This window comes from Pseudomonas sp. Van50 (assembly GCF_055390755.1).
Window position 1 is genome coordinate 3,791,893 of record NZ_AP024343.1, and the last position, 25,892, is coordinate 3,817,784.

Below are 25,892 nucleotides of genomic sequence, written 5' to 3' on the forward strand. Positions count from 1 at the left end.
TTGCAGCGAGCGTGCCAAACCTCATCCGCAATGGATTCACAACCTCGAATTCGCCGACGATCCCCTGTGGGAGCGGGCCTGGCCGCGAAACCGCCGGCTCAGTCACCGCAAGCTGACCAGCCTCCTGCGCCGTTTCGCAGGCACCGCCAACTGCCTTGCGATGGTGCGATCACCCCGCCTGCGGCTTCATAAAAGTGCAGTCGTTCACCGTAGGACCGTCATCGCGAGCAAGCTCGCTCCCACAGGGGAGTTGCGGTGAATTCCGAACTTGAGTCCATCCAATAACCAATGTGGGAGCGAGCTTGCTCGCGATAGCGGTGGGTCAGCTTGAAGGGTTATCGGCGGTCCTGGTCACCATCGCCACGATACTGGCCAACAACTCTTCCTTCGCCTCGTCAGCGCTGATTTCCCCAGTAGCGGCGGCATTGGACAGTGCTTCCGCCGCTCCCAGCATCGCCCGCAAACCGGCCTGGGTGATGCCCTTCGTGCCGGCGAACGGCTCCAGCACCGCGCGGCACTTGTCGAGGAAAATGCCCTCGTATTCGCGCTTGATACGTTCCAGCTCCGGCGAGCTGGTCAACGCTGCAATCACCCCGGGAATCTCTCGCCCTTGCAACAACACGCATTCGACGTAGGAAGAAGCGATCACTGCCGCCCGGCTTTGCAAGGTGGCGTCACTGGCATCCAGGGCCGCCTCCATCAGCGCGGTCTGACGGGCATCGAAATCCTGGTAAAGCGCCGCCAGCAGCCCAGACCGGGTAATGAAGTGGTTGTAGACGATGGGTTTGGTCACCCCCGCCTGATCCGCCAGCCGGGCCAGGGTCAGGGCGTCACTGCCCTCCTCGCGCACCAGTCGCCAGGCGGCATCCAGCAATTGGCGCTGCCGGTCGTGCCGGGATAAACGACGCCGAGGTGAAGCCTGCGAATGTTCGTCAGTGCTTGACATGCTAACTTTACCAACCGTAACTTACTAAGCGTAACTTAAGCATACCTGTCATCAAGACCTCGTGACCAGAAGGAGTTTCGCCATGCATGCACTCATCGTTGTGGCCCACCACGATCCGCGCTCCCTCACCCACAGCCTGGCCGGGAAAATCGCCGAGGGCATCACCCGCGCCAACCCTGCCGATACGTTCGAGATCGCCGACCTGGCTGCCGAAGGCTTCGATCCGCGCTTCAGCTTTGCCGACCACGCCGTGCACCACCGCGAGGCCTTGCCGCCCGCGGATGTGCTGGCCGAGCAAGCCAGAATCGACCGTGCCGACGCGTTGGTGCTGGTCTATCCGATTTATTGGTGGTCCATGCCGGCACTGCTCAAAGGCTGGATCGACCGGGTGTTTTCCAACGGCTGGGCGTTCGATTTCAGCCTCGACAAGCCGTTTATCCAGAAGCTGCAGCACCTGCCGGTCCATTTGGTGGAAGTCGGTGGCGCCGATGCCGACAGCTTCCAACGCCATGGCTACGGTGAGGCGATGACCACGCAGATCGACCATGGCATTTTCGGTTATTGCGGTGCCCGGGTAGTGAGTTCCCAGCGTTTGCTCGACTCGGAAACCGCCGATCCGCAACAGCATTTGCAGGCCGCCGGCGTTATCGGCCAGCGGTTATTCGCAACGCTCGACGAAACCACCCACGCGCCCGCGACCGCATGCGCCTGAGGTCAGAGCGCACGACCACGGGCGGCAGACAGTGTCACGTCACGCCCGTAGATATCCGGGACATACACCGCCTGGCCCTGGCTGTCCGCTTGTGCTGTCCAGTAGCCCAGCAGGATCGGCACGGGCCGGGCCAGCCTGAACTCGTGGGTCGACTCACTGGCCAGCAACGTGTCGGTGCGCGCGCGTTCGGCCGGGCTTACCAGCAGGTCGCGCAAGTGCATCACTTGCTCGATCCGCACGCAGCCTGAACTGAAGGCCCGCGGGCCTTTGCTGAACAACGCCTGGCTCGGTGTGTCATGCAGGTACACCGAAAACGGATTGGGAAAACGGATCGCCATTTTGCCCAACGGGTTCTTCGGACCTGGATCCTGGCGCAACATGAGATTGCCCGGGTGCTCCCAGTCGATATTTTCCGCCAGCAACGGCAGGCCATCGCCATCGAGGATCCGCAGGTTGTGGCGGCTGAGAAACTCCGGATCGCGACGGATCTCGGGCAGTTTGTCTTCGCGCATGATGGTCGGCGGAATGGTCCAGGTCGGGTTGAGTGTCAGTCGGGTGACGTGGGATTTGAGCAACGGCGTCTGCCGTTGCGCACGGCCCACCTGGGTGCGGGTTTGCCAGACCGGCGCGCCGCCCTGGTAGACCGTCAACTGCGCCGCCGCCACGTTGACCAGGACGCTATCGGTCTCCACGTCCTGGGCCAGCCAGCGCATGCGCTCCAGGTTGATGCGCAACTGCTCGCGGCGCATGGCCGGGCTGATGTTCAGCTCGGTAACGGTCCACGGCCCCACCACGCCATCGGCCTGCAACGAATGCTGGGCCTGGAAGCTCTTCATCGCCTCCACCAGCATGGGGCTGTAGTGCTCGTCGCTCACCTGCGGCGGCGTACTCAGGTAACCCTCGTTGAACAGTCGTTGGGCCAGGGCGGGTACGCGGGCGTCCTGTTTGTCCGGTTGCAGCAACGGCCCGCCCGGCACAGCTTGCCATTCGGCCAAAGGCTGTTGCCGCAGCCGGGCATAGAGGCCGCGCAGGTTGCGGTAGAGGTCCAGGTTCGGCCGCGCCTGTTCAAAAGCGTCGGCCAGGTTCTGCAGACCCAGCCCGGCGATGGCCAGTACCACGGCCGGGTGGTCCTGTGGCGGTGGGTTGGCCTTCCACACCGGTTCCAGCCGGTCTTGAGGCAGGTAGCCGAAACGCAGGTCATGCAAGGCTTGCAGGTAGCGCCGGCTGATGGCGATGTCGGCACAATGAGGGACTTGGGTTACCCCCTCGCCCGGCAAGCCATAGCGCGCGGGATCCAGACCGTCATCGGCCAGTTGTTGCAACTGGACCTGCAACGCCCCCCGTCGTTCGTCGTCCGACCAGACTTCCTGGCCTGCGTTTTGCTGATAGAACGCCTGCAAGTCGAGCAGTGTCGGAAAGTCGGCACCCACCGCGACGTCCGGGCACGCGGCCGCCAATTGCGCCAGGGTGGTCTGCACCAGTGCCGGATCGCTGTCTTCGGCTGTGGCGACCAATGGCGCAGTGAGCAATAAAAGGCTCAGGTAACATGCGGACTTTTTGAACAACTGCTTTACTCCAATCCATGGCCGTCTCGTTGACGGTGAATTTTGCGACAGGTACGACCCGCCATCATGCAGACAAACGAAATCGGACGGGATGCCGCGAACGAACACCACGTTGGAACCCCTTCGCCTGTATCGGGCTTTTTGCGCCGATTCTGCCTGCTCATGCTGGGCCTGGGCATCATTTGCAGCCCGGCGCTGGCCGAAAAAAAGGCAAAGTCGCAAACGCTTTACCACAGCCTCGCCCAGGCAGCGCCGGAACTCAATCCCCTGGCGCTCAAAAGTGCCTTGAGCGCCATGCAATGCGCGGTCGCCAATGGCGCTGGCCAGGCCCGTCACCTGGCGGTGATCGACTACTCGCAACCGTCCACGGCCCGGCGCTTGTGGATCTTCGACTTGCGCCAGAAGAAGCTGGTGCTGCGCGACCTGGTGGCCCATGGGCAGAAATCCGGGGAAAATTTCGCCACGCAATTCTCCAATCGCCTGGGCAGCTATCAGTCGAGCCTGGGCCTGTTCCGCACCCAGGAAAGCTACCAGGGCACCCACGGCTATTCACTGCGCATGGACGGCCTGGAGCCGGGCTTCAATGACCAGGCCCGTGACCGGGCCATCGTGATCCATGCCGCCGACTACGTGAATCCGCTGTGGAGCGTGCGCCAGGGACGTATCGGCCGCAGTCAGGGTTGCCCGGCCGTGCGCCCGCAAGTGGCGCGGCAGGTGATCGACAAGCTCAAGGGCGGCCAATTCATGTTTTCCTGGTACCCGGACCCGGGCTGGCTCAAGCGTTCGGCCTATCTCAACTGCCAGCCGCAACAGGTGGCGAGCATTCTGGCTACCAGCGGTGGCTGAACAGGCCGTCGCTGCGTAACTGAGCGGGAGCAAGCTGTCTCGCCACAGGTTAAAATGCCGGCCTTTCGAATCGCTGGCCTTGCCTGATGACCCCTCAAGTTCTACATGACCTGCAGACCCATTTGCTGACAGCCCTGGCGTCCCCGCCGGAAGAAACCCGCCGTTTGTTCCATGGTCGCGGCCGCTGCTGGCCGGGGTTGGAGCAGATCACCGTCGACTGGCTGCAAGGGATTGTGCTGGTATCGTTGTTCAAGGAACCGGAACCGACGCAGTTGGATGACTTGATGTCCATGCTGCTCGCCCTTGCCGCCGCGCCCGCCTGGAAAAACAGCGGCGCCCGTACCCTCGCCGTGCAACACCGCTACCTGCCCCAGAGCCTCACCCAATGGCTGGTGGGCGACCCCATCGACGAATGGACCCTGACCGAAGGTGGCCTGCGCTATCGGATCGACTTGGGCAAGAAACAGAACAACGGCCTGTTCCTCGACATGCGCTACGGCCGTGACTGGGTCCGAACCAATGCCGCCGGCAAGCGCGTGCTGAACCTGTTCGCCTATACCTGCGGCTTCTCGGTGGCGGCCATCGCCGGCGGTGCGCGGCACGTGGTCAACCTGGACATGTCGCGGGCGGCCCTGAGTCGAGGCCGTGACAACCATCGCCTGAACGGCCATGACCTTGGCCAGGTGAGTTTCCTCGGCCATGACCTGTTCAAATCCTGGGGCAAAGTGATCAACGGCGGACCCTATGACCTGGTGATCATCGATCCGCCGACTTTCCAGAAAGGCAGCTTCCTGCTGACCAAGGACTACCAGCGGGTCCTGCGCCGCCTGCCGGAACTGCTGACGGCCGACGGCACGGTCCTGGCCTGCAGCAATGACCCAGCCACCGGCCCGGACTTCCTCATCGACGGCGTCACCCGCGAAGCCCCCGGCCTGACGTTCGAGCAGCGCCTGGCCAACCCACCGGAGTTTCCCGATGCCGACGTGCAATGTGGCCTGAAGGCGCTGGTCTTCACAGCGGCAGCACCGGCCACCAGGCGGTAACCAGGCTCCTGGTCACCCGGCGCACCAAGGCCTCGACCTCCCGGCTCTTGACTGAACGGTAGATGGCCATGGTGCGGCGCAACTGATCCTCGTTGAGCGTCACCGGCTGGCCGCCCCTCCAATCCACATCGGCGACGGCTTCGAGCCCCGTGCGACGCCAGACAATCCGCTCGCCTTCGGTGACCGGCTCCAAGGGGCTGGGTAATCCGGGGTCCGGCGAAACCAGATTATCCAGCATGACCTGGGGCCAGCGGGACGGATCGATGGGCTCGCTGAAGGCATTCACCAAGTCGTCATCGACGGTTTCCCAGATCGCCAGTCCTTCGGGCCAGTCGCGGGACATCAACCCCAGGTAAGGTCGCCAGGTCATCTCGCCGGTACGTGGGGTTTGATCGTTGCTATTGAACGTATCCTGGGCGTCGCTGAGCCAATCGATGAACGCCTCCCGGCTCATTTGCGCCTGGCGTTGCACCGGATCGATAAAGCGGTCCATCAGCGCGAAGTCCCAATGGGAGAGATGTTCCGCCAGGAAACTCGAAAACGGCGCCCCGTCCCGAGCCAGTCGTGCACGCATCACCGACTCGAACATCGTGAAGTGCAGCTCCAGCTCGCCGATGTCTGGCTGCTGCCTGTCCTGGCTGCGGATTTGCAAGCGCGTGCGCAGTTGGCGAAGTTGCACATCGAAATCGCCAATCAAGGTAGGCAGGCGGCCATAGACGTTTCCATAGCCGATAAAGTGCTGTAGAACCGCCCCGGCCCTCTGGCGAACGCCAAACGCCAGTCCGGCGGGGGAATCCTCGTCGGCTTCGCGGACGCGACCAGAAAACCAATCGATGAACCCCCGCATCCCGGGATCGTCACGGGCGACCTCCAGTGCCCTTTGGAGCGAGGCAGAAATGTAGAGCCACTCGTCGACGGTGTAGCGAAACGCCTCGGGAAACACATTGCGCAGGGCATTGATCTGGGCGCTGGGCAAGGGATTGTCGTCAAGCCAGACCCCAAGTGTGTCAAGGCTCGGCAAACGGTTGAGCGCAGGGAGCAGGTCATCCTGGATAGTGGTGATACGGTTGCCGCTGAGATCGACGACGAACGTATCGGAGATGAACACATCGGAATGCCTGGCCAGCACCGCCAAGGCCAACGCGGGCACCCGATCCAGCCCGGTCCTGCCCAGTTCCAGCGTCATCAGGTTTGCAAGCTCGGGGAGCTCCGGCAGGTCCCGGCAGTTGTTTCCACTCAGGCACAGTTCCTGCAAAGCGGTGGCACTGCGCAGGAAGGTGCTGCCCTCCTCGTCCAGCCGCAAGCCACAGCGCGCCAGGTTCAGCGCTCGCAGGTCGGGCAATGTGGCCGTCAGGGCCTGCAACTGCTCGGGCGTGAAATCCAGGTTGTCGGCCCATATGACTTCACGCAGGGACGGTAGCGAAGCCAGGCTGCCAATGGCGGCAAGCACCTCGGCGTTGGTTCCCGAAGCCGCGCCGCTGCTGATCCCGGACAGGTCCAGGGTCCATAACGGGATCGTGGGATCGTCGCCCAGCAGCGGCGCAAACACCTCCGCGTTCAGGTGCAACGGGTTGCGGGCCAACGACAGATCCACCAGCGCCCGCAACTCAGTTACCGCAACGGGGACGGCGGTGAGGTGATTGCCCCGCAGGCTAAGCGATTCGATGCCGGGGAACATGCGCAGGAAATCTGAAGGATCCTCGACCAGCTCCAGGTTGGCCAGCACCACTGATTCGATGTGCTCGAAACGAACATTGACGGGGGCAGCCGGCCGACGTTGATGTTTTCTATCCGCAATACCAACTCTGCGCCCTCCCGGCCCGGGTCAGGCGCGCGCTGCCAGGCCCGGCGAATTTCCCTCGCGATGACCTGGCGCTGCGCGACCAGTGCCTCACGGTCCAGTATCTGTTCGGCGGGGTGATGAAAGCCTTCCTGGTCGACCCATTGGCGCAGCCCCTGGTCCAGGGTGGTCCATTCGTGCTCCAGGCGGGTGATCACATCGTTGAGGCTGATGCCCTCGAGTCCGGCCTGTTCAGTCAGGCCAAGCTGCAGCCGTTCCAGTGCATTGCCCGCGTGGGCGGGATAGAGCCGCTCCAGACGCTGACGCGTGCTGCCTTGCCACTCCTGCAACGGCAGCCGGCCACGGCCGCTGAGCGGGTAAACCAAGTGTCCGTTCAGCCATTGCGGACGAGACCCGAGGCTGCCCAGGCGACGCATCGCCAAGTACGGACGCAGGGCTTGCCGGTCTTCCAGGGCCTGTGCCAGCAGTTGGCTGCGCAGCCGGTCCGCCTCCCAGATGTTCAGGCCCAGGGCGCTGCGAGCCTCATCCGGCATGGCACTTAGCAGCGCAGCCTCCAGGGCGACGGCGTTCGCCAGTTCTTCGCCGGTTTCGTCGAAGGGGCGGTACAGTTCACCTTCCTGGCGGATGACTTTCAGCGGCCCGGCGTCCCCCAACTCGACCGGATCCGCCAGCTCGCGCAACCACAGGCGCAGGTGCAGGCGACCGCGGAGCCTGGGCATATCCGCCAGCAGGCCCATGACGATGCGATCCCGATCGACGCTGCTTTCGCCACGTTCCAGGGCGCGCAGCGCACGGCTCAAGCGCAGCTCGCGCAACGCTTCGGCCGCCCGCCTGCCGAGGTCCCCAGCCACCCGCCCCTCGAGCAAGCGCAGCCGGTCTTTGCCTGTCACGTCGCGAACGAGCTCGTTGGCGATGGATTCAGGCAGGCTGGGGAATGCCTGGACCAAGGGAACTGCCAGTGGATCGAGTCGGGTGGACCTGCCCATGGCCATCGTCACCCGCCTGGCGTCACGCTCCAGGCGGGTGGCCCAACGGCTGGCCAACAGGCGACTTTGCTCCAAGGGTTGCAAACCGATACTGCTTTGCCCCAACAGTACGGTTTGCTCATCGCTGCTCAGGCCTTCCAGGATGCGAGCGGCCCAGGCGTCGTGGGCCAGGTCGGTTTTGGTCAGGAGGATGGAACGGGTGTCGGCCGTATCGCCTACCGGGTAGAGATTGACGCCATCGTGGTAGCGCAAGGTCATGTCTTCCGGCCAGCCCGGCAACTCCACGAGGGTCTGGACGATGCGAAAATGCATCCCTTGCGGTGCTTCGCCACGGCGCAGGCGTTCGATGGTGCGCCGCACCCATTGCCAGTTCCGCACCTCGTCCAGGGCATCGGCCAGTATGGCCGGCATTGGCCGCGCCTCCACTTGCAGGTAGCGCAGATGCGCTTCGCTGATACCGACCTGGCGTTGCAAGGCCAGGATCGTAGAGTCGTCAAGTTCGGCGGGCGTCTCGGCGAAGGTTCGCAACAGCTCCAGGCCACTTCGCTGCAAGGGGTTGCGATGCGCCCACTGCCAGCCTCGCGTGCGGTTCCATTCCAGCGGCGGTGCAACGCCCCTATGCCCGGGAGGCAGGCGCAGATTCACCTTGTCCCGCGTGCCTTGGACCTCGAAGTAACGATCCTCGATCCGCACCCAGGCCTCGTCAGCGGTGCGCCAGACACCCCAGGCGTCCTGCTCGGCCTCCACCGGAGGCAAGCGCTGTGCTTCGAAGGCGCGCACGTCGCCATTCCACAGGCGGGTGGTGCCGTCAGCGACGGGCATGGGCTCGATGGCTGCGCCAATGAAACCCAGGTAAGCGCCCTGGGCAACCCCGAACAAGGCGTTGAAGATATGCTCGATACCTTCTTGCGCGTGACCTTCATTGAACGCCTGGATCCCTTCGAATATTTCATACACCAGGCGCACCCCGCCCACCGCGGCGGCAACCATGCCCACCGGCGCGCAGAACGGGAAAAAGGTCGCGGCGACCATCAGCGAACGCTCGACCAGGCCTTCCCAGTATTCGAGGCGGGCCAGCAGCGCCCGCCAGTCCTGGTCCCGGGTCGGGACCATCAACGCCGAGGCGTTGGCCAAGGTATGACCGCGCCATTCATGGTAGGTGGAGTGCCAGGGATCCTCGCGCAGGTCATCCAGGCCCCAGGCCACCTTGGGCGTGGGGATCCGAATGCGTCGAGGGTTGTCGTCCTCGCCTCGCTCACCCTCGCGCCAACCGGTGATGCGGGCATGGATTTCCTGGAAGAGGTTGAGGTTGTCCGTGACCTTCCACTCCACCTGATCGTGCAGGGCCGATCCCAGGCTGGCCTGTAGACGCAGCGGCAGATAACGCAACAGGGTCTGGCGGTAACTGCGTTTGCGGACCCGCTCAGTCAGCTCGGCCGACAGTGCCTGCAAGCTGGGAAACTGCTTGAGCGGTGCCACTGCATCATGGGGCATGTGCAGCACGATCGGGCGAACACCATTGGCATCTCCTTCCAGTCCCCAGTACACCCGAACGCCGAACAACGGCGCCGACAGCAACGCCAGCGCCTTGACCTCGCAGGCCAGCGGCGCCACGGGCCGATCTTCCAACTGCACGCCGACGTGGGCCAGCAAGCGCTCACCGGTGTTGTCCAGACGTCCATCCAGCTTCGCCTCGTAGGCGTCATAGGCGAGCTGGCTGCGTGCATAGGCCATGTAGGCCGTGGCGACGATGGGCACCTGATGGCCGATACGCGGCAGCCGCCACTCGAGCGAGCGCCGGTAGGCCCCGCCCACATCCACGCTGCGGCACAGGCGAGCGAAGCTGGCCGGGGTCATGGGCAGCGGCGCGGTATCCGCTGGGGCGCCCCAACGATAGAACTCCCCGGGCTTGCCCTTGATGAAAAGTTCGCCTTTTCGATCGAACGCGCTGCCGGTGACTGCATCGTCGGGAGGATAGTTGCGCATGGCCGCCTCGACGACCGATAGCGCGGGGTCCGTGACGAACGAACTGCGCCGGACCCTTGCCCGACGTAGCGCATCCGCGACATCGCCGCGGCCATTGACCTGGCTCCAGCCTTGCACCTGCGGCTGCTCCTTGAGCAGGTCGAGGGTAAAGGCATAGGGCGTGGGCAGGTCCTTGAGCAATGCGTTGAGTGCATCGCTGTCGTGTTGCAGTTGCCGGGTGAGCACCCTGAAGCGCTCCTGCTGGGCCGTGGGGCTCGTTTCAGCCAGGCGGGCAGCCTGGCCTGGATAAACTCGACATGGGTATCGAGGGTAGACATGGTGGACCTCCATCCTTGGGGGCGATTGAGTGCGTTGACGTGGCCGATGCTCTCCAAACCGATCGGTTTTTGAAACCGCGCAACCGTTGCAAGGGGTTGCGGGCGTCAGCGCAGCAAGCGCTCAGGCGCTACCTTCCCGCCGCGGCCTGCGTGCGCAGCAGATCAATGAACAACCCCAGCTCCCGGCTCACCGGCTCCCCTTGCGCCGCAACAAGCCAAACGGCGCCAATTGCACGTCCAGCGCCACCGGGAGCGCCACCACAAGGCCCATCTTCAGGTAATCGCGCAAGGCGGTTTCCGAGAGCACCATGATCGCGTCGGTCAGTTGAATCAGCTGTTGCATGGAATACACCGAGCTACATTCGATGATGTCTGCGGGCGTCGGCAGCGCAAGACGTTGCAACGCTTGATCGAGGCCGATGCGCGCCGGGCTGGTTTCCGGCTGCAGGATCCACGGCCAGTCGCTGACCAGTTCGGCCAGGTCCAGTTTTTTGCGCCGGGCCAGGGGATGGCCGGCGTGGACCACCACCAGCAGTCGTTCATTGCCCAGTTGCTCGAAGTCATAGTGCTCGCTGTCGGTGGAGGCGTTGCGCCGGGCGATGGCCAGGTCGATGCGGCCCTGCTCCAGCAACTGGATCACCTGGTCGCTGGTGTCCCCCATGATGCGGATCCGCAGCTGCGGATTGAGCGCCTTGATCCGGGCGATGGAGTCCATGACCAGGTCCGGCGCTGCCCCCATGATGGTGCCGATGGACAGGTAGCCATAACCGCCCTGCTGACGGGCCAGCAGGTCTTCGGCGCAGCGGTCCAGACCGCTGAGGGCCAATTCGGCGAAGCGAATCAGCTCCTGGCCCAGGGCGGTCGGGCGCATGCCCCGGGGCATGCGCTCGAACAGGTCGCAACCGAACATGTCCTCGATCTCGTGCAGCATCCGGGTCGCTGCCGGTTGCGACATGTTCAGGCTCTGGGAAGCCCGGTGCAGGTTCTGACTGGCGCTCAAGGCCACCAGCATGTGCAAATGTTTGTAGCGCAGACGGTTGAACAGGCTGCGTGACAGCACGGGATGGGTCATGGATTGGCCTCTGATTACCGATACCTTGAGGGTATCGATTGTTAGCGAGATTCGATTTGTAACGCATCAATCGCCCGCCGTACAGTCCAGCCCATAAGAACAAATACCTGCTAAAGGACTCCCGCGATGAAGACTCTTCCTGTGTCTGTGCTGGCCAAGATTTCCTGGCGCCTGCTGCCCTTCCTGTTGCTGATGTACATCATGGCTTTTCTCGACCGGGCCAACGTTGGCTTCGCCAAACAGGCCTTCCAGGCCGACACCGGTATCGGCGACGCCGCATTCGCGTTTGGTGCGGGCGTGTTCTTCGCCGGTTACGCACTGCTGGAAGTGCCCAGCAACCTGATCCTGCACCGCGTCGGCGCGCGGTTGTGGATGTGCCGGATCATGGTCACCTGGGGCCTGGTGTCGGCGGCCATGGTCTTCGCCCACAACGAAACCAGTTTCTACGTGCTGCGCTTCCTGCTGGGCGTGGCCGAAGCCGGATTCTTCCCCGGCGTGATCCTCTACCTCACCTATTGGTTCCCCTCGGCGGCCCGGGGCAAGGCCATGGGCTTCTTCTATTTCGGTGCGCCGCTGGCGTTCATTTTCGGCAGCCCGCTGTCGGGACTGTTGTTGGAGCTGGACGGTTTCGTCGGTGTTCACGGCTGGCAATGGCTGTTCGCCGTGGAAGGCCTGATGGCGTCGGCGGTGGGCGTGTGGGCCTACTGGTACCTGGACAACCGCCCCGCCGATGCGAAATGGCTGACGCTCGAAGAGCGCCGCCAGGTCCAGGAACTGCTTGATGCCGAGGACCAACACAAACAATCCCATGGCCGCAGCCTGCTCAGCGTGTTGTGCCAGCCTTCGGTGCTCTACCTGTGCCTGATCTACCTGCTGATCCAGGCCAGCGTCTACGGCGTAGTGTTTTACCTGCCGAGCCAAGTGGCCGGGTTGCTGGGCAGCAAGGTTGGCTTGTTGGTGGGTCTGGTCACGGCTATTCCGTGGGTTTGTGCGCTGTGCGCGGCCTACCTGATTCCCGGTTACAGCGACCGCACTGGCCAGCGTCGCCGCACGGCTACGTTGACCCTATTGATGGCCGCCGCCGGGATCGCCTGCTCGGTCAGTGTGTCCAGCCCACTTCTGGGCATCATCGCCCTGTGCTTCGCCGCTTCCGGCTTCATCGCCGTACAGCCGGTATTCTGGACCTTCCCCTCCAGTTACCTGGCTGGCAGTGCCGCTGCGGCAGGCATTGCGCTGATCAACTCCTTCGGTGCCCTCGGCGGCTTCATTGCCCCGGTGCTGAAGAATTGGGCCGAAGGCGCCTTCCACTCTCCTGCGGCCGGCCTTTACCTGCTCGCTGCCACCACCGTCATCGCCGCGTTGCTGGTACTGGGCATCCACTCCCCCGGCCAACGCGCTTCGAACACACCGGCCACGGTTTAACTCAAGGAGCTGCACAATGGGTATCCCCACGATCAAACACGTCCGCGCCTTCGTCCTGCGAGGCGGCGGCGCGGATTATCACGACCAGGCGGACGGCCACTGGATCGACGATCACATCGCCACACCGATGAGCAAATACCCGGACTACCGCCAGAGTCGCCGCAGCTTCGGCATCAACGTACTCGGCACCCTGGTGGTAGAGATCGAGGCCAACGATGGCACGGTCGGGTTTGCCGTGACCACCGGCGGCGAGCCGGCGGCTTACATCGTTGAGAAGCACCTAGCGCGATTCGTCGAGGGAGCCCGGGTCACCGACATCGAAAAGATCTGGGACCAGATGTACCAATCGACACTCTATTACGGCCGAAAGGGCCTGGTGATCAACACGATTTCCGGCGTGGACCTGGCGCTCTGGGACTTGCTCGGCAAGATCCGCCAGGAACCGGTGCATCAACTGCTCGGCGGCGCGGTGCGCGATGAGTTGCAGTTCTACGCCACCGGTGCACGGCCTGACCTGGCGCAGAAAATGGGCTTCATCGGCGGCAAGATGCCTTTGCATCACGGCCCGGCCGAAGGCGAAGAAGGCCTGCGCAAGAATCTCGAGGCACTGGCGACGATGCGCGAACGGGTCGGTCCGGACTTTTGGCTGATGCTCGATTGCTGGATGAGCCTGGACCTCAACTACGCCACCAAACTCGCGGTCGGCGCCCATGAGCACGGCTTGAAATGGATCGAAGAGGCCCTGCCGCCCGACGACTACTGGGGCTACGCGGCGCTGCGCAAAAACGTCCCCAAGGGCATGCTGGTGACCACCGGCGAGCACGAGGCCACCCGCTGGGGCTTCCGCATGCTCCTGGAAATGGGCTGCTGCGACATTATCCAGCCCGACGTCGGCTGGTGTGGCGGGCTCACCGAACTGGTGAAAATCTCGGCTTTGGCCGACGCCCACAACGCGCTGGTGATCCCCCACGGCTCTTCGGTCTATAGCTACCACTTCGTCGCCACCCGGCATAACAGCCCGTTCGCCGAGTTCCTGATGATGGCGCCCAAGGCGGACGAAGTGGTGCCGATGTTCCACCCGCAATTGCTGGGCGAGCCGGTACCGGTGCAAGGCCGCATGCGGCTGTCGGTCCTCGATCAGCCCGGCTTCGGCGTGACGCTGAACCCTGAGTGCCAACTGCATAGGCCTTATAACCGCTAGAGGAGTCCACCATGACCATGCCCCACAACGCCTTCAAGGCCGCGCTGACCTCCAAGCATACGCAGTACGGCATCTGGGCCGGTTTCGCCAGCGGTTACGCCGCCGAAATCGTCGCTGGCACCGGTTACGACTGGATGCTGATCGACGGCGAACACGCCCCCAACACCGTGCCCAGCGTGCTCAGCCAGCTCCAGGCCGTAGCGCCCTATGCCACCGCGCCAGTGGTGCGAGCGGTGACCGGCGATGCCAACCTCATCAAGCAGCTGTTGGACGTCGGCGCCCAGACCCTGATGATTCCCATGGTCGAGACCGCTGAACAAGCCCAGGCCCTGGTGCGCGCCATGCGTTATCCGCCCCACGGCATGCGTGGTGTCGGCGGAGGCCTGACCCGCGCCACCCGCTGGGATGGCGTCGCCAACTACCTCACCACGGCCCATGAAGAGCTGTGCCTGATCGTCCAGGTGGAGTCGCGCACCGGTGTGGAGAACGTCGAGGCCATCGCCGCCGTCGAAGGGGTGGACGCGGTGTTCATCGGCCCCGCCGACCTGTCCATCGGACTTGGCCATGCGGGCAATCCTGGTCACCCCGAAGTCCAGGAACGTATCCAGTTCGCGGTCAATGCCACCCTCGCGGCCGGCAAGGCTTGCGGCATCCTCGCACCCAACGCAGAAGACGCCCGCCGTTATCAGGGCTGGGGTTGCCAGTTCATCGCCGTGGCCATCGACATCAGCCTGCTGCGCCAGAGTGCCCTTGCCACCCTTGCCCTCTACCGCGAACCCGCCACCGCTCAAGCGCCGTCGCGCACTTACTGAAGGACACCGCCATGTCATCCGTTCCTGTGTTCCAGAACTTCATCAACGGCCAGTTCACCCACAGCGAGGCACACCTGGACGTGTTCAACCCGGCTACCGGGGCGCTGCTGTCCCGGGTCCCGGCTTCCAACGCCGCCGACGTCGATCAGGCCCTGGCTACCGCCCGTGCCGCGCAGAAAGACTGGTCGGCCAAACCGGCCATCGAACGCGCCGGATACCTGCGCCGCATCGCTGCCAAACTGCGGGAAAACGTCGCCCACCTGGCGCACACCATTACCCTGGAGCAAGGCAAGATCAGTGCCCTGGCCGAGGTGGAGGTCCATTTCACCGCCGACTATCTCGACTATATGGCCGAATGGGCCCGGCGCATCGAAGGCGAGATCATCACCAGCGACCGCCCCGGTGAAAACATCTTCCTGTTCCGCAAGCCCCTGGGCGTGGTGGCCGGGATCCTGCCGTGGAATTTTCCGTTTTTCCTGATCGCTCGCAAGATGGCCCCGGCGCTGTTGACCGGCAACACCATCGTCATCAAGCCCAGCGAAGAAACCCCGAACAACTGCTTCGAATTCGCCCGGTTGGTCGCCGCGACCGACCTGCCACCCGGCGTGTTCAATGTCGTATGCGGCGACGGCCAGGTGGGCGCTGCCCTGAGCGGTCACAAAGGCGTGGACATGATCAGCTTCACCGGCAGCGTCGCCACCGGCTCACGGATCATGACGGCGGCGGCGCCGAACATTACCAAGCTCAATCTGGAACTGGGCGGCAAGGCCCCGGCCATTGTGCTGGCGGATGCCGATCTGGCGCTGGCGGTGAAAGCCATTCGCGATTCACGGATCATCAACACCGGGCAAGTCTGCAACTGTGCCGAACGCGTCTACGTGGAACGCAAGGTCGCCGATCAATTCATCGAGCGGATCAGCGCGGCGATGTCTGCCACCCGCTACGGCGACCCGATCGCCGAAGCCGATGTGGAGATGGGCCCGCTGATCAACCGCCAGGGCCTGGACAGCGTTGAACACAAGGTTCGAACCGCCCTCAGCCAAGGCGCCAGCCTGGTGAGCGGCGGCAGCGTGGCGGATCGCTCCAGCGGCTTTCACTTCCAACCCACGGTACTGGCCGGTTGCAACGCATCAATGGACATCATGCGCGAGGAAATCTTCGGTCCGGTACTGCCGATCCAGATCATTGACGACCTGGACGAGGCCATCGCCCTGGCCAACGACTGCGACTACGGCCTGACTTCTTCGATCTACACCCGGGACCTGAGCCGGGCCATGCACGCCATTCGTGGCCTCGACTTTGGCGAGACCTACGTCAACCGCGAAAACTTCGAAGCCATGCAGGGGTTCCATGCCGGCGTGCGTAAATCCGGGATTGGTGGGGCCGATGGCAAGCATGGTTTGTATGAGTACACCCATACCCATGCGGTGTACTTGCAAAGCTGACTTGCGATAGACCGAGGCTTGGCGAAGCGCTGCCTGTCTGGGGGCGCTTCGCACCCAGCGGGAGCAAGCCCCCTCGCCACAACGACTCTTCCCAGTCCTCCTATCTCTCAGACCACCAAGGTCAACCACGCCGATGCCAATAACAACACCGCCATGGTCCGATTGAACCGGCCCATCGCCACAGCGGAACGGCAGAACCGGGCAGCGCCGAGGCCCAGATAGGCCCACAGGGTCATGCACGGAATGGAAATCGCGAAAAAGGCCAGGGACAACCAAAGGACCCGGACCGTCCGGTCGGCCTCGGCGCCGGCAAACACACTGACCACCGCCAGCGCCATCATCCAGGTCTTGGGGTTCACCAATTGCAACCCGGCGGCCCCCGCCAGGCCCAGTCGCGGGCCCTCAACCGGACGCTCCGGATCGATGGCCTGGGCCGGGGCGCGGAAAATCTGCCAGGCCATCCAGCTCAACCAGGCAATGCCGGCCCATGACAGCAGGGTCTGCACCCTGGCGTGGCGCGCCAGCACGTCGCCCAATCCAGTGCCCACCAGCAACACCAGCAAAGCCGCCGCGGCGCAGGCCCCAGGATGATCGGCAAGGTGGTGGCCAGGCCAAAGCGCGAGCTATGGCTCAGCACCAGGATATTGGTCGGGCCCGGGGTGATGGAGGCGACAAAGGCGAACAAGGCAAACGGCAGTAACTGGTCCATGGAGCAACGTCTCGGTGAATGATCGTCACTCGATCATCCCCACGAAGGCCCGCTCAGTCTGGAACAATTGAGCAGCGCTTGCGGTAGTCCGCCGGGCTCAGGCGATAGGCACGCTGGAACCAGCGGCCCAAGTGGCTCTGGTCGGCAAAACCGAGCATGGCCGCCACCGCCCCGGCGCTCTCGCCAGCGGCCAGCAAGCGCCGGGCGCGGGCCAGGCGCAATTGGATCAGATAGGCATGTGGGGCCAGGCCGAAAGCCGCCTTGAATGCACGGCTCAGGCGAAAACGATCCACACCGGTAACCTGCGCCAGATCGTCCAGACCGATGTCGTCGCTCAGGTGACTGTGCAGATAATCCCGGGCCTGTTGCGCCACCAATGGCAAGCGTGGGTCGGGGTTGATCCGCGCGCGCCAGTGCAGGTGTTGGGTCAGGTTGGCCAACAAGGTATCGAGGGCCGTCTGGCGCACGATGCGGATTTCCTGCTCATGCAGGCTCTGGAAGGCCAGGGCCGTGGCACTCGCCAGCCGCGCATCGTCGGTGAGGGTGGCGGCGAATCCCAATTGGGCGTTGTCCGGCGCCCCGTCGAACAAGGAGCGCAACTCGCGCTCCAGCCATTGGGGCTCCAGGTACAACGTGCGGTAGGTAAACCCGTGGTCGTGGGGCGCGTTGCCGTCATGCAACTCGCCGGGCTCGAGCAGGAACACCTTGCCCGGCGTGCTGTTGTGCTGCTGGCGGCGGCAATGAAACTGCTGCACACCCTGCTCGGTCACGCCCACCAGGTAGCTGTCATGCCAATGAGGGTCATAGGCATGCCCCTCGAAATGCGCGCGCACGGTCTCGATACCGGACGTGGCGTCCTGCTTGAGATCGATCCAGTTGCGCGCTGTCATGCCCTGCCCCGTTTAACGAATGTGCTCTTGGCAGATTAACCGCTGATGAGGGGTGTGTCTGGAAGATTTGTGCAAACCCTGTGGGGAGCAGGCTTGCTCGCGAAGGCGCGCAGTCTGTAGATACACCGGGCGACTGACCTACCGCCATCGCGAGCAAGCTCGCTCCCACCGTTTCTTGTGGTGCTCACAAGATCCCATTCCCCTGCACATCTTCCTTCCCACGGTTTATGGCCGTCTCAGGCATCCGGAGTGATCATCGGCAATACCGCTTCCACCGCCAGTCGGGCCAATTCGGCATCTTGCTCGGCCTTGACCCCGGACACCCCGATAGCGCCGATGCACTGCCCTTCATGACGAATGGTCACCCCACCTTCAAGCATACCCTGCAGGTGCGGAGCGCTGAGAAACGCGTAGCGACCACCATTGATCATGTCTTCGAAAACCTTGCTGTCGCGCCGGCCCATGGCGGCGGTGCGGGCTTTTTCCGTCGCGATGTAGGCCGATAACGGCGAGGCATCATCCAGGCGCAACAACCCGAGGGGATGACCACCGTCGTCCACCACGCAGACCGAAACGGCCCATTGGCGCTGGTGCGCCAGTTCCTTGGCCGCCACCAGCAACTGCGCGACATCCTGTTCAGTGAGTACCGCTTTGCTTTTCATGGATCACTCCGTGCTGTGTCACAGGAAGCCCGCAGGCTAGACCTGCGGGCCAAAAAACAGCCTCGAACGTCATTCACCGTAGATATCGAAATCGAAGTACTTCTGGCGAATCCTGTCGTAGGTGCCGTTGGCGCGAATGGTCGCCAGTGCCTGATTGAAGCGGCCCGCCAGCGCATCGTTCTTGCGTACCGCAATGCCGATACCCGTGCCGAAGTATTGTTCTTCGGTGAAATTGGGCCCGACAAACTCAAAATCCTTGCCCTCGGGACGCTTGAGCAGACTTTCATCGATCACCACCGAACTGGCCATGGTCGCATCCAGGCGTCCGCCCAGCAGGTCGAGGAAAATTTCATTCTGCGAACCATAGCGCACTACTTCGGCACCCGCCGGGGCAAAGTGATCGGTGACATAGCGATCGAAGTTGGTCGCCCGCTGCACGCCGATCCGCTTGCCCTTGAGTTGTGCCGGGATGTCGCTGATAGCACTGCCCTTGCGAAACACCAGGCGCGCCGGGATCCGGTAGTAGCGGTCGGTGAAGTCCACCGACTTCAAGCGCTCCGGGGTGATGGACATGGAGGAAATCACCGCATCGACCTTCTTCACCTTCAGCGCCGGGATCAAGCCATCGAACTCTTGCTCCTGCCAGACACAGCGGACCTTCATCTCGGCGCACAATGCCTGGCCGATGTCATAGTCGAAGCCGACGATGGCGTTGTCCGGGGTTTTCGAGGCGAATGGCGGGTAAGCCGCCTCGATGCCGATACGCAGCGATGATTCGGCGGCTTGCAGGCTCGCGCCGAACGCCAGCAGCGAGATGAAACCCAGGTTCAGGGCAATGCGTTTAACGTTCATTCATTTGCTCCAGGTGCGATGTTATTGAGTTCGGGCGCTCCACAGAAGTCACCCGTTATGGCAGCAGCAATGTGAACAAGCCCGGGCGGCGACTCTGGCGGTTGCCTACCCGGTGACAGCACCACGGTGATCCGGCCGGCGGCCTCAGACCGCCGCCGTGACAATCAACTCCAGCAAAATCTCGGGATCGTCGAAGGCCACTTGGGCGGTGGCCCGCGCCGGGGTGTGTGCGGCATCGACCCAGTCACTCCACAACGCGTTCATCGCCGCGAAATCCCGGACCATGTCTTTCATCCAGATCTGCACACTGAGCAGCCTGTGCTTGTCACTGCCGGACGCGGCCAGCAGTTCATCGACCCGCTGCAACACCTGGCGGGTCTGGCCCTGGATGTCCTGGCTGCAATCGGCGGCGACGACACCGCTGAGCCAGGCCACGCCGTTGTGCACGACGCTGCGGCTCAGGCGTGGGTTGCTTTCGATGCGTTGAATACTCATGAGGGTTCCTCGACAGAGAGACGCTCGCCCGCCAATTGGGCGAGCGTGATGGGTTTGAGGGGCGAACGGATGCGGTAATAGCCCACCTCGGTGGGTGAGACGTGACGGCGTTCGGCGATGATTTCGGTGACGCTCAGACCACACTGGCGTCCCTGGCACGGGCCCATGCCGCAACGGCCGAAGGCCTTGGCCTGGTTGGGCCCCAGGCAACCCAGGTCGACGTAACGGCGGATGTCCCCGGCGCTGACTTCTTCGCAGCGGCACACGGTGACGTCGTCGGCGGGGATACGATTGCCGACCTGGGGGCGATACAGGGCGTCGAGCAGTGGCCGTGCGGCGCGGGCGCGGCGTAGTGCGTATTGCAGGGGCCGCGCCTGCGCCTGCTGGCCGGCAATGGCCAACGCGGCCAGGCGTCCTTCCAGTTGAGCCACCTGGGCTCCGCCGATGGCGCCACCGTCACCGGCGATGAAAATGCCCGGCATGCTGCTTTCACCCCATTGGTCGCGGCGGGTCACCCAGCACAGCTGCTGCTCGCTCCAATCATGCTCCAGGCGCAACGACCAACTGACCTGGGTGTTCGGCACCACGCCTTGATGCAGCAGGATCAAATCGGCGCGAATGCGCTGCGAACGGCCTTGGCTGTCGAAGCTCAAGGCGCAGGCCCGATCCGCGCCTTCAATCTGCAGGTTGCTCGCGCCGCGAAAATGCCGGACGCCGGCCCGCTTGAGTTCCGTCAGCAGCCCCAGCCCTTTGAGCAGGTCGCGCCAACCGCGCAGCGCAGCGGGGATGTGTCGCCAGGCCCGCAGCAGATCGCTTCGGTGGCTGGTATCCACCAGGGCTTCAAGGACGATGCCGGCACGCAGGTATTGCACCGCCAGCAGGTAAAGCAATGGACCACACCCGGCCAGTACCACGGGCGTGGCCGGCACCATGGCCGCGCCTTTGAGCAGGATCTGCCCGGCGCCAGCGGTCATGACGCCCGGCAAGGTCCAGCCGGGAATCGGCATCGGCCGTTCGAAAGCCCCCGTGGCAATCAACAGGTGGCGCCCTTGCAAGACTTCGGCGCGCCCCTCGACCAGGTAATGCACCTGGCACTGCGGCGTCACCTGCCAGATCGCCGCATTGGGCAAATAGCGAGCACCGCATTGGAGAAAGTCGGTGGCCAATGTCGCCCCGGCCCCGTAGTCGTCACCCAATACGGCGCGGCGACGTGCGTCAGCCTGGAGCACCTGGCGATAAATCTGCCCGCCTGGACTGGCCTGCTCATCCAGCACGACCACCGACAGGCCGTGGCGCCTGGCTTCGAGCGCAGCACTCATTCCCGCCGGGCCAGCGCCGATGATGATCAGGTCGATGACCGCGTTACTCATCGCCCTCCTCCTCCCACGGTGCCAGGCAAACGGCCCCGCGTTGACGACGCACGCGCATGCCGGCACGCACCGGCACCAGGCAGGCCTGGGTATTGGCTTGTCCGTTCACCTCCACCAGGCATTCGAAGCACACCCCCATCATGCAATAAGGCGCGCCGGGGCGGCCGTTGATGGCGCTCTCGCGGGTGTGTCGGATGCCGCAACCCAGCAGCGCCGCCGCCAGGGATACCTCGGCGGGTACCGTGAAGGGCGTGCCTTCGAATTCGATTTGCACAGTGTGATCTTCCGAGGCCAATGGCCGGAACAGACTGTCAGCCGACATGGCGCGCCTCTGTTGGCAAGTTGAAACGTTGCAGCCCGAATGGCTTCACCGCCGAATCATCGAATTCGCCGGCGATCCACGGCGCCAGGCGCAAGGCATGGACAGCGGCCAGCGTCACGCCGCTGTGGCAGCTGACAACCGACAGCCCCGGGCAGCTTGGCGGTGTTCCGTAGATTGGAAAGCCATCGGAACTCATCACTCGCAGCGCCCCCCAGGCCCGCACCAGTCGTACCTGGCCCAAGCGCGGGAAGCACTGCACCGCGCGCCGGGCAATGGCGGCCATGACCTGGCTGCCGGTGCCGTCATCCAAGCCCGTCGACTCGTGAGAATCACCCAGCTGCAGCGTGCCCTCGTCGGTCTGGCGGACATAGGTGGTGGGGTAATGCAGAAATGGCTCGAGCCGTTCGGTGACCAGGATCTGGCCACGATTCGGCTGCACCGGTACATCCAACCCCACCATGGCCCCCAGCGCCCGATTGCCGAGGCCGGCGGCCAGCACGACCTGGCGGGCAGACCAGCGCTGCGCTCCAGCCCGCAGCTCGAAACCCTTGGCAATCGCGTCGATCGCATCGACACGATGGCCGTTGATGAGCCTGACCCCGCGAGACTGGCAGGCGGCAAAAAGCGAGCGCAGCAGCTTGAGCGGGTTGACGTGACCGTCCATGGGTGAAAAACAGCCGCCCACCACATCCGGCCCAATGCCGGGTAAGCGCGCGCGCAGTTGCGCGGCGTCCAGCTGTTCAAAGGGGTAGTCGCCGGCAAAGGCATCGCGCAGCCAATCCAGCCGACGGCTTTCTTCGGCCATTTCCGCGTCGCTCAGGCACAACTGGAAGCCACCCCGTTGGCGCAGATGAATGTCGATGCCGGTATCGGCTTGCAACGCCGCGGCAAACCGAGGCCAGAGCGCCACCGATTCCCGCGTCCACTGGGCATACGGAGTCATGCGGTAGCCCTTGCCTTGGACCCAGAGCAAACCAAAGTTGCCCCGGGCGGCGCGAATAGCGTCATCGCCCTCGTCGAGCACGCTCACCTGGCGCCCGAGCAAAGCCAGTCCATAGGCGATGGACATGCCCACCAGGCCACCCCCTACGACAATGACATCAGTTTTTAGCATGGCTTTAGGATCGCTGTTTTCGGCGCCGATGATTCAATCAGGTGCCGGCCTATGGCTGGTTCAAGTGCTTTCGGTCGATCCTAGGGCGATGACAACGCCTTGAAAAATGCTTTATTTTGGCAACCTCATGTCTTTTTGTTATGGGTTGGTCCGCACCATGAATCTCCGTCAGTTGGAAGCCTTTCGCGCCGTCATCCTGGGCCAGACCGTGACCCGCGCCGCCGAAATGCTGCACATCTCACAACCGGCGGCGACCCGGCTGATCGCCAGCCTGGAGGAGGACATCGGTTTCAGCCTGTTCGACCGGGTCAAGGGACGGTTGCAACCCACCGCCGAGGCCATGACGCTGTATCAGGAAGTGCAACGTTCGTTACTGGGCGTGGAACGCATCGCGCGCACCGCCCAGGACATTCGCACGCTCAAGCGCGGTTCGCTGCACATTGCCTGTGCACCGGCCATGGGCCTGTCATTCCTACCTCGGGCGATTGCCGCGTTCATGGCCGAACACGATCAGGTACAGATCTCGCTGGTGGTGCATTCGTCCCGGGAAGTCGTGGACCTGGTGGTGGGTCAGCGCTGCGACCTGGGCCTGATCGTATTGCCTAACACGTACCCAAGCCCCCGCGCCGAAAAACTGCTGGCAACGCGCATGCTCTGCGCCCTGCCCGCTGGCCATCGCTTGCAGGACCAGGCGACGATCCGCCCGGAAGACTTGCAAGGCGAACCGTTCATTTCCTACCCGCAGTCGATTGCCTCGCGCCAACACATCGATGCGATCTTCGCCGCCCATGGCGTGGACCGAGAGCTGCGGCTGGAAACCCAACTCTCGCTGCCCATGTGCGCATTCGTCGAACAAGGCTTGGGCGTGGCGTTGGTGGACGCCATCAGTGCCGTCGAGTACCGCGGCCAGGGCATCGTCTTCCGGGCCTTCGAACCGGCGATAGAGATGGACTTCAGCATGCTCCTGCCCATCCAGGGGCCGGTTTCCAGGCTGCAAGCCAGCTTCCTGGAGCACATGCAGCGATTCATTGAGGCGCAGGTGCCGGCGGCCTACCGGTTCTGACGCGCTCGTAAACCGGCAATCAATGGATCCACTGAACAAGCCAATCATCCATTTATCCAGCAAAACCGTTGACAAGGAAATTAGTTAAGAGAGTTAATGGATCCACAGACAAGAACAACATCCGCCTGGAGATCCGTCATGTACCCCAAAAACGCCTGGTACGTTGCCTGCACCCCCGATGAAATCGCCGACAAACCCTTGGGCCGGCAGATTTGCGGTGAAAAGTTGGTTTTTTACCGGGGCCATGAAGGCAAGGTCGCAGCCGTGGAAGACTTCTGCCCCCATCGCGGCGCCCCGCTCTCCCTGGGCTACGTCGAAAACGGCAACCTGGTGTGCGGCTATCACGGCTTGGTGATGGGCGCTGATGGCAAGACCGTCGAAATGCCGGGGCAACGGGTACGGGGATTTCCCTGCAACAAGACCTTCGCGGTGCAGGAACGACATGGCTTCATCTGGGTCTGGCCCGGTGACCAGGCGCTGGCCGACCCGGCACTGATCCATCATCTGGAATGGGCTGAAAGCGATGAATGGGCCTACGGTGGCGGCCTGTTTCACATCCAGTGCGACTATCGCCTGATGATCGACAACCTGATGGACCTGACCCACGAAACCTACGTCCACGCCTCGAGCATCGGCCAGAAGGAAATCGACGAGGCGCCGCCCGTGACCACCGTCGAAGGCGATGAAGTGGTCACCGCCCGCCATATGGAAAACATCATGGCCCCGCCGTTCTGGCGCATGGCCCTGCGCGGCAACAACCTGGCCGATGACGTGCCGGTGGACCGCTGGCAGATCTGCCGCTTCACCCCGCCCAGCCATGTGCTGATCGAAGTGGGCGTGGCCCATGCCGGCAACGGCGGTTATCACGCCGCGCCGCAGTTCAAGGCGTCGAGCATCGTGGTGGATTTCATCACACCGGAAACCGAGACCTCGATCTGGTATTTCTGGGGTATGGCCCGGCACTTCCAGCCGCAGGATGAAGCCCTCACCGCGTCCATTCGCGAAGGCCAAGGCAAGATTTTCAGCGAAGACCTGGAAATGCTCGAGCGCCAGCAGCGCAACCTGCTGGACCATCCGCAGCGCAACTTGCTCAAGCTCAACATCGATGCGGGGGGCGTGCAGTCCCGGCGGGTGCTGGAACGCTGGATCGCACGTGAGCGCGAACCTCAAGCCGGCTTGATCGCCAGCAGCCAACAGCCGCAACTGGCGGAGCAACGGCCATGATCGAAGTCCAGGTCACGGCGCGACACCGCGAAGCCCTCGATATCTGCAGCTACGAGCTGACCCGTGTCGACGGTGAACCATTACCGGCCTTCACCGCTGGCGCCCATATCGATGTGCACTTGCCCGACGGGCTGATTCGCCAATACTCGCTGTGCAATCATCCCGAAGAACGGCATCGCTACCTTATTGGCGTGCTCAAGGACCCGGCGTCCCGCGGTGGTTCGCGCAGCCTCCATGAGCTGATCCAGCCAGGCATGCGCTTGCGCATCAGCGAACCACGCAACCTGTTCGCCCTTGCGCCCCACGCCCGGCGCAGCCTGCTGTTTGCCGGAGGCATCGGCATTACGCCGATCCTGTGCATGGCCGAGCACCTGGCCCAGAGCGGTGCAGCGTTCGAGCTGCATTACTGCGCCCGATCCCAAGACCGTGCTGCCTTTGTCGAGCGCCTGCGCCAGGCCCCTTACGCTGACCGGGTGTTTCTGCATTTCGATGAAGAGCCAGAAACCCTGCTGGACGCCGCCAGGGTGCTGGCCGCACCCGATAACGACCTGCACCTCTACGTGTGCGGGCCCGGTGGTTTCATGCAGCATATCCTCGACACCGCCAAGGGCCAGGGGTGGCAGGAAGACCGCCTGCACCGCGAATACTTCGCCGCCGCCCCTGCCGACACCCGTGCCGACGGCAGCTTTTCAGTCAAGCTCGCCCGCACTGGCCAGGTCTTCGAAGTGCCGGCGGACCGCAGTGTGGTGCAGGTGCTGGAGAGCCATGGCATCGAGATCCCGATCTCCTGCGAACAAGGCGTGTGCGGAACCTGCCTGACCCGCGTGCTGGAAGGCGTGCCGGAGCATCGGGACATGTTCCTGACCGAGGTTGAACAGGCCCTCAACGACCAGTTCACACCGTGTTGCTCCAGATCGAAGACCCCGCTGCTGGTGCTGGATCTCTGACGCCGAATACTGTGGGAGCGAGCTTGCTCGCGATGGCAGACTGTCAGCCAGCATTGATGCAAACTGACCCACCACTATCGCGAGCAAGCT

Annotated in this window: 21 protein-coding genes and 2 pseudogenes; 10 read left to right on the plus strand and 13 right to left on the minus strand. The window is 63.5% G+C overall.

The window, feature by feature from the left end:
• Window positions 1–322: 322 nt before the first annotated feature.
• Complete coding sequence (locus tag ACZ5M5_RS15985; protein ID WP_103309972.1) at window positions 323–946, minus strand: TetR/AcrR family transcriptional regulator; 624 nt, start codon at window positions 944–946, stop codon at window positions 323–325.
• Window positions 947–1,028: 82 nt separating this feature from the next.
• Between ACZ5M5_RS15985 and ACZ5M5_RS15990 the strand changes: the two genes are divergently transcribed.
• A complete protein-coding gene (locus ACZ5M5_RS15990) occupies window positions 1,029–1,658 on the plus strand; it encodes an NAD(P)H-dependent oxidoreductase (protein ID WP_464737597.1) in 630 nt (209 codons plus the stop codon).
• A 2-nt stretch (window positions 1,659–1,660) separates the two neighbouring features.
• On the opposite strand, the gene ACZ5M5_RS15995 is transcribed toward ACZ5M5_RS15990, so the two are convergent.
• Window positions 1,661–3,223: a L,D-transpeptidase family protein gene (locus ACZ5M5_RS15995; protein WP_464737598.1), complete on the minus strand. Its 1,563-nt coding sequence runs from the start codon at window positions 3,221–3,223 to the stop codon at window positions 1,661–1,663.
• A gap of 162 nt (window positions 3,224–3,385) precedes the next feature.
• Here ACZ5M5_RS15995 and ACZ5M5_RS16000 point away from each other — a divergent pair, with 162 nt between their 5' ends.
• On the plus strand, window positions 3,386–4,069 hold the full coding sequence (locus ACZ5M5_RS16000; protein WP_060743207.1) for a murein L,D-transpeptidase catalytic domain family protein: 684 nt from the start codon (window positions 3,386–3,388) through the stop codon (window positions 4,067–4,069).
• An 86-nt stretch (window positions 4,070–4,155) separates the two neighbouring features.
• A complete protein-coding gene (locus ACZ5M5_RS16005) occupies window positions 4,156–5,112 on the plus strand; it encodes a class I SAM-dependent methyltransferase (protein WP_060742264.1) in 957 nt (318 codons plus the stop codon).
• Here the strand turns inward: ACZ5M5_RS16005 and ACZ5M5_RS16010 are convergent.
• The 3 genes and pseudogenes from ACZ5M5_RS16010 to ACZ5M5_RS16020 all read right to left on the minus strand — a co-directional run bounded on the left by ACZ5M5_RS16010 (window position 5,081) and on the right by ACZ5M5_RS16020 (window position 11,274).
• Complete coding sequence (locus tag ACZ5M5_RS16010; protein ID WP_464737599.1) at window positions 5,081–6,838, minus strand: leucine-rich repeat domain-containing protein; 1,758 nt, start codon at window positions 6,836–6,838, stop codon at window positions 5,081–5,083. The two genes, ACZ5M5_RS16005 and ACZ5M5_RS16010, sit on opposite strands and share 32 nt — an antisense overlap.
• Window positions 6,724–10,110: a dermonecrotic toxin domain-containing protein gene (locus ACZ5M5_RS16015; RefSeq protein ID WP_464737600.1), complete on the minus strand. Its 3,387-nt coding sequence runs from the start codon at window positions 10,108–10,110 to the stop codon at window positions 6,724–6,726. The genes ACZ5M5_RS16010 and ACZ5M5_RS16015 overlap by 115 nt, the downstream gene beginning before the upstream one ends.
• Before the next feature lie 220 nt (window positions 10,111–10,330).
• A pseudogene (locus ACZ5M5_RS16020) lies at window positions 10,331–11,274 on the minus strand (LysR family transcriptional regulator).
• Window positions 11,275–11,400: 126 nt separating this feature from the next.
• On the opposite strand from ACZ5M5_RS16020, the gene ACZ5M5_RS16025 reads away from it, so the two are divergent.
• From ACZ5M5_RS16025 to aldA, 4 genes are read left to right on the plus strand one after another with little or no spacing between them, the layout of a single operon-like run.
• Window positions 11,401–12,696 (plus strand): MFS transporter, encoded by a 1,296-nt coding sequence (locus tag ACZ5M5_RS16025; protein WP_060742261.1) that lies wholly within the window; start codon window positions 11,401–11,403, stop codon window positions 12,694–12,696.
• A gap of 16 nt (window positions 12,697–12,712) precedes the next feature.
• Window positions 12,713–13,897 carry an L-rhamnonate dehydratase gene (gene rhmD, locus ACZ5M5_RS16030; protein WP_060742260.1) on the plus strand — a complete coding sequence of 395 codons (1,185 nt, stop codon included), beginning with the start codon at window positions 12,713–12,715 and terminating at the stop codon, window positions 13,895–13,897.
• A gap of 11 nt (window positions 13,898–13,908) precedes the next feature.
• A complete protein-coding gene (locus ACZ5M5_RS16035; protein WP_464737601.1) occupies window positions 13,909–14,709 on the plus strand; it encodes an aldolase/citrate lyase family protein in 801 nt (266 codons plus the stop codon).
• Window positions 14,710–14,720: 11 nt separating this feature from the next.
• Window positions 14,721–16,154 carry an aldehyde dehydrogenase gene (aldA, locus tag ACZ5M5_RS16040; RefSeq protein ID WP_060742258.1) on the plus strand — a complete coding sequence of 478 codons (1,434 nt, stop codon included), beginning with the start codon at window positions 14,721–14,723 and terminating at the stop codon, window positions 16,152–16,154.
• Between the two features lie 107 nt (window positions 16,155–16,261).
• Here aldA and ACZ5M5_RS16045 read toward each other — a convergent pair.
• The 8 genes and pseudogenes from ACZ5M5_RS16045 to ACZ5M5_RS16080 all read right to left on the minus strand — a co-directional run bounded on the left by ACZ5M5_RS16045 (window position 16,262) and on the right by ACZ5M5_RS16080 (window position 22,568).
• Window positions 16,262–16,863: pseudogene (locus tag ACZ5M5_RS16045) on the minus strand (LysE family translocator).
• 53 nt (window positions 16,864–16,916) lie between these two features.
• Window positions 16,917–17,753, minus strand: a complete 837-nt coding sequence (locus ACZ5M5_RS16050) for an AraC family transcriptional regulator (protein ID WP_060742256.1) — start codon at window positions 17,751–17,753, stop codon at window positions 16,917–16,919.
• Window positions 17,754–17,989: 236 nt separating this feature from the next.
• Window positions 17,990–18,415 carry a GlcG/HbpS family heme-binding protein gene (locus tag ACZ5M5_RS16055; protein ID WP_464737602.1) on the minus strand — a complete coding sequence of 142 codons (426 nt, stop codon included), beginning with the start codon at window positions 18,413–18,415 and terminating at the stop codon, window positions 17,990–17,992.
• 69 nt (window positions 18,416–18,484) lie between these two features.
• Window positions 18,485–19,267, minus strand: a complete 783-nt coding sequence (locus tag ACZ5M5_RS16060) for an ABC transporter substrate-binding protein (protein ID WP_060742254.1) — start codon at window positions 19,265–19,267, stop codon at window positions 18,485–18,487.
• A gap of 144 nt (window positions 19,268–19,411) precedes the next feature.
• Window positions 19,412–19,762 carry a RidA family protein gene (locus ACZ5M5_RS16065; RefSeq protein WP_060742253.1) on the minus strand — a complete coding sequence of 117 codons (351 nt, stop codon included), beginning with the start codon at window positions 19,760–19,762 and terminating at the stop codon, window positions 19,412–19,414.
• Window positions 19,759–21,132 carry an FAD/NAD(P)-dependent oxidoreductase gene (locus tag ACZ5M5_RS16070; protein ID WP_464737603.1) on the minus strand — a complete coding sequence of 458 codons (1,374 nt, stop codon included), beginning with the start codon at window positions 21,130–21,132 and terminating at the stop codon, window positions 19,759–19,761. The genes ACZ5M5_RS16065 and ACZ5M5_RS16070 overlap by 4 nt, the downstream gene beginning before the upstream one ends.
• Window positions 21,125–21,454 (minus strand): (2Fe-2S)-binding protein, encoded by a 330-nt coding sequence (locus ACZ5M5_RS16075; protein WP_060742251.1) that lies wholly within the window; start codon window positions 21,452–21,454, stop codon window positions 21,125–21,127. The genes ACZ5M5_RS16070 and ACZ5M5_RS16075 overlap by 8 nt, the downstream gene beginning before the upstream one ends.
• The gene (locus tag ACZ5M5_RS16080) at window positions 21,444–22,568 is read right to left on the minus strand and encodes an NAD(P)/FAD-dependent oxidoreductase (RefSeq protein ID WP_464737604.1); all 1,125 of its coding nucleotides are present in this window, start codon (window positions 22,566–22,568) and stop codon (window positions 21,444–21,446) included. Before ACZ5M5_RS16080 ends, ACZ5M5_RS16075 begins: the two co-directional genes overlap by 11 nt.
• Window positions 22,569–22,725: 157 nt before the next feature.
• Here ACZ5M5_RS16080 and ACZ5M5_RS16085 point away from each other — a divergent pair, with 157 nt between their 5' ends.
• The 3 genes from ACZ5M5_RS16085 (at window position 22,726) to ACZ5M5_RS16095 (ending at window position 25,802) form a co-directional block, all read left to right on the plus strand.
• A complete protein-coding gene (locus ACZ5M5_RS16085) occupies window positions 22,726–23,631 on the plus strand; it encodes a LysR substrate-binding domain-containing protein (protein WP_060743205.1) in 906 nt (301 codons plus the stop codon).
• Window positions 23,632–23,769: 138 nt separating this feature from the next.
• Window positions 23,770–24,855: an aromatic ring-hydroxylating oxygenase subunit alpha gene (locus ACZ5M5_RS16090; protein ID WP_060742250.1), complete on the plus strand. Its 1,086-nt coding sequence runs from the start codon at window positions 23,770–23,772 to the stop codon at window positions 24,853–24,855.
• Window positions 24,852–25,802: a PDR/VanB family oxidoreductase gene (locus ACZ5M5_RS16095; protein WP_464737605.1), complete on the plus strand. Its 951-nt coding sequence runs from the start codon at window positions 24,852–24,854 to the stop codon at window positions 25,800–25,802. The genes ACZ5M5_RS16090 and ACZ5M5_RS16095 overlap by 4 nt, the downstream gene beginning before the upstream one ends.
• Window positions 25,803–25,892: the final 90 nt, after the last annotated feature.

What these genes read in the sequence shown, in the direction of transcription:
- ACZ5M5_RS15985 (WP_103309972.1), bottom strand. Translation starts at nt 946, where the DNA reads ATGTCAAGCACTGACGAACATTCGCAGGCTTCACCTCGGCGTCGTTTA.
- ACZ5M5_RS15990 (WP_464737597.1), top strand. Translation starts at nt 1,029, where the DNA reads ATGCATGCACTCATCGTTGTGGCCCACCACGATCCGCGCTCCCTCACC.
- ACZ5M5_RS16000 (WP_060743207.1), top strand. Translation starts at nt 3,386, where the DNA reads ATGCTGGGCCTGGGCATCATTTGCAGCCCGGCGCTGGCCGAAAAAAAG.
- ACZ5M5_RS16005 (WP_060742264.1), top strand. Translation starts at nt 4,156, where the DNA reads ATGACCCCTCAAGTTCTACATGACCTGCAGACCCATTTGCTGACAGCC.
- ACZ5M5_RS16025 (WP_060742261.1), top strand. Translation starts at nt 11,401, where the DNA reads ATGAAGACTCTTCCTGTGTCTGTGCTGGCCAAGATTTCCTGGCGCCTG.
- rhmD (WP_060742260.1), top strand. Translation starts at nt 12,713, where the DNA reads ATGGGTATCCCCACGATCAAACACGTCCGCGCCTTCGTCCTGCGAGGC.
- ACZ5M5_RS16035 (WP_464737601.1), top strand. Translation starts at nt 13,909, where the DNA reads ATGACCATGCCCCACAACGCCTTCAAGGCCGCGCTGACCTCCAAGCAT.
- aldA (WP_060742258.1), top strand. Translation starts at nt 14,721, where the DNA reads ATGTCATCCGTTCCTGTGTTCCAGAACTTCATCAACGGCCAGTTCACC.
- ACZ5M5_RS16050 (WP_060742256.1), bottom strand. Translation starts at nt 17,753, where the DNA reads ATGACAGCGCGCAACTGGATCGATCTCAAGCAGGACGCCACGTCCGGT.
- ACZ5M5_RS16055 (WP_464737602.1), bottom strand. Translation starts at nt 18,415, where the DNA reads ATGAAAAGCAAAGCGGTACTCACTGAACAGGATGTCGCGCAGTTGCTG.
- ACZ5M5_RS16060 (WP_060742254.1), bottom strand. Translation starts at nt 19,267, where the DNA reads ATGAACGTTAAACGCATTGCCCTGAACCTGGGTTTCATCTCGCTGCTG.
- ACZ5M5_RS16065 (WP_060742253.1), bottom strand. Translation starts at nt 19,762, where the DNA reads ATGAGTATTCAACGCATCGAAAGCAACCCACGCCTGAGCCGCAGCGTC.
- ACZ5M5_RS16070 (WP_464737603.1), bottom strand. Translation starts at nt 21,132, where the DNA reads ATGAGTAACGCGGTCATCGACCTGATCATCATCGGCGCTGGCCCGGCG.
- ACZ5M5_RS16075 (WP_060742251.1), bottom strand. Translation starts at nt 21,454, where the DNA reads ATGTCGGCTGACAGTCTGTTCCGGCCATTGGCCTCGGAAGATCACACT.
- ACZ5M5_RS16080 (WP_464737604.1), bottom strand. Translation starts at nt 22,568, where the DNA reads ATGCTAAAAACTGATGTCATTGTCGTAGGGGGTGGCCTGGTGGGCATG.
- ACZ5M5_RS16085 (WP_060743205.1), top strand. Translation starts at nt 22,726, where the DNA reads ATGAATCTCCGTCAGTTGGAAGCCTTTCGCGCCGTCATCCTGGGCCAG.
- ACZ5M5_RS16090 (WP_060742250.1), top strand. Translation starts at nt 23,770, where the DNA reads ATGTACCCCAAAAACGCCTGGTACGTTGCCTGCACCCCCGATGAAATC.
- ACZ5M5_RS16095 (WP_464737605.1), top strand. Translation starts at nt 24,852, where the DNA reads ATGATCGAAGTCCAGGTCACGGCGCGACACCGCGAAGCCCTCGATATC.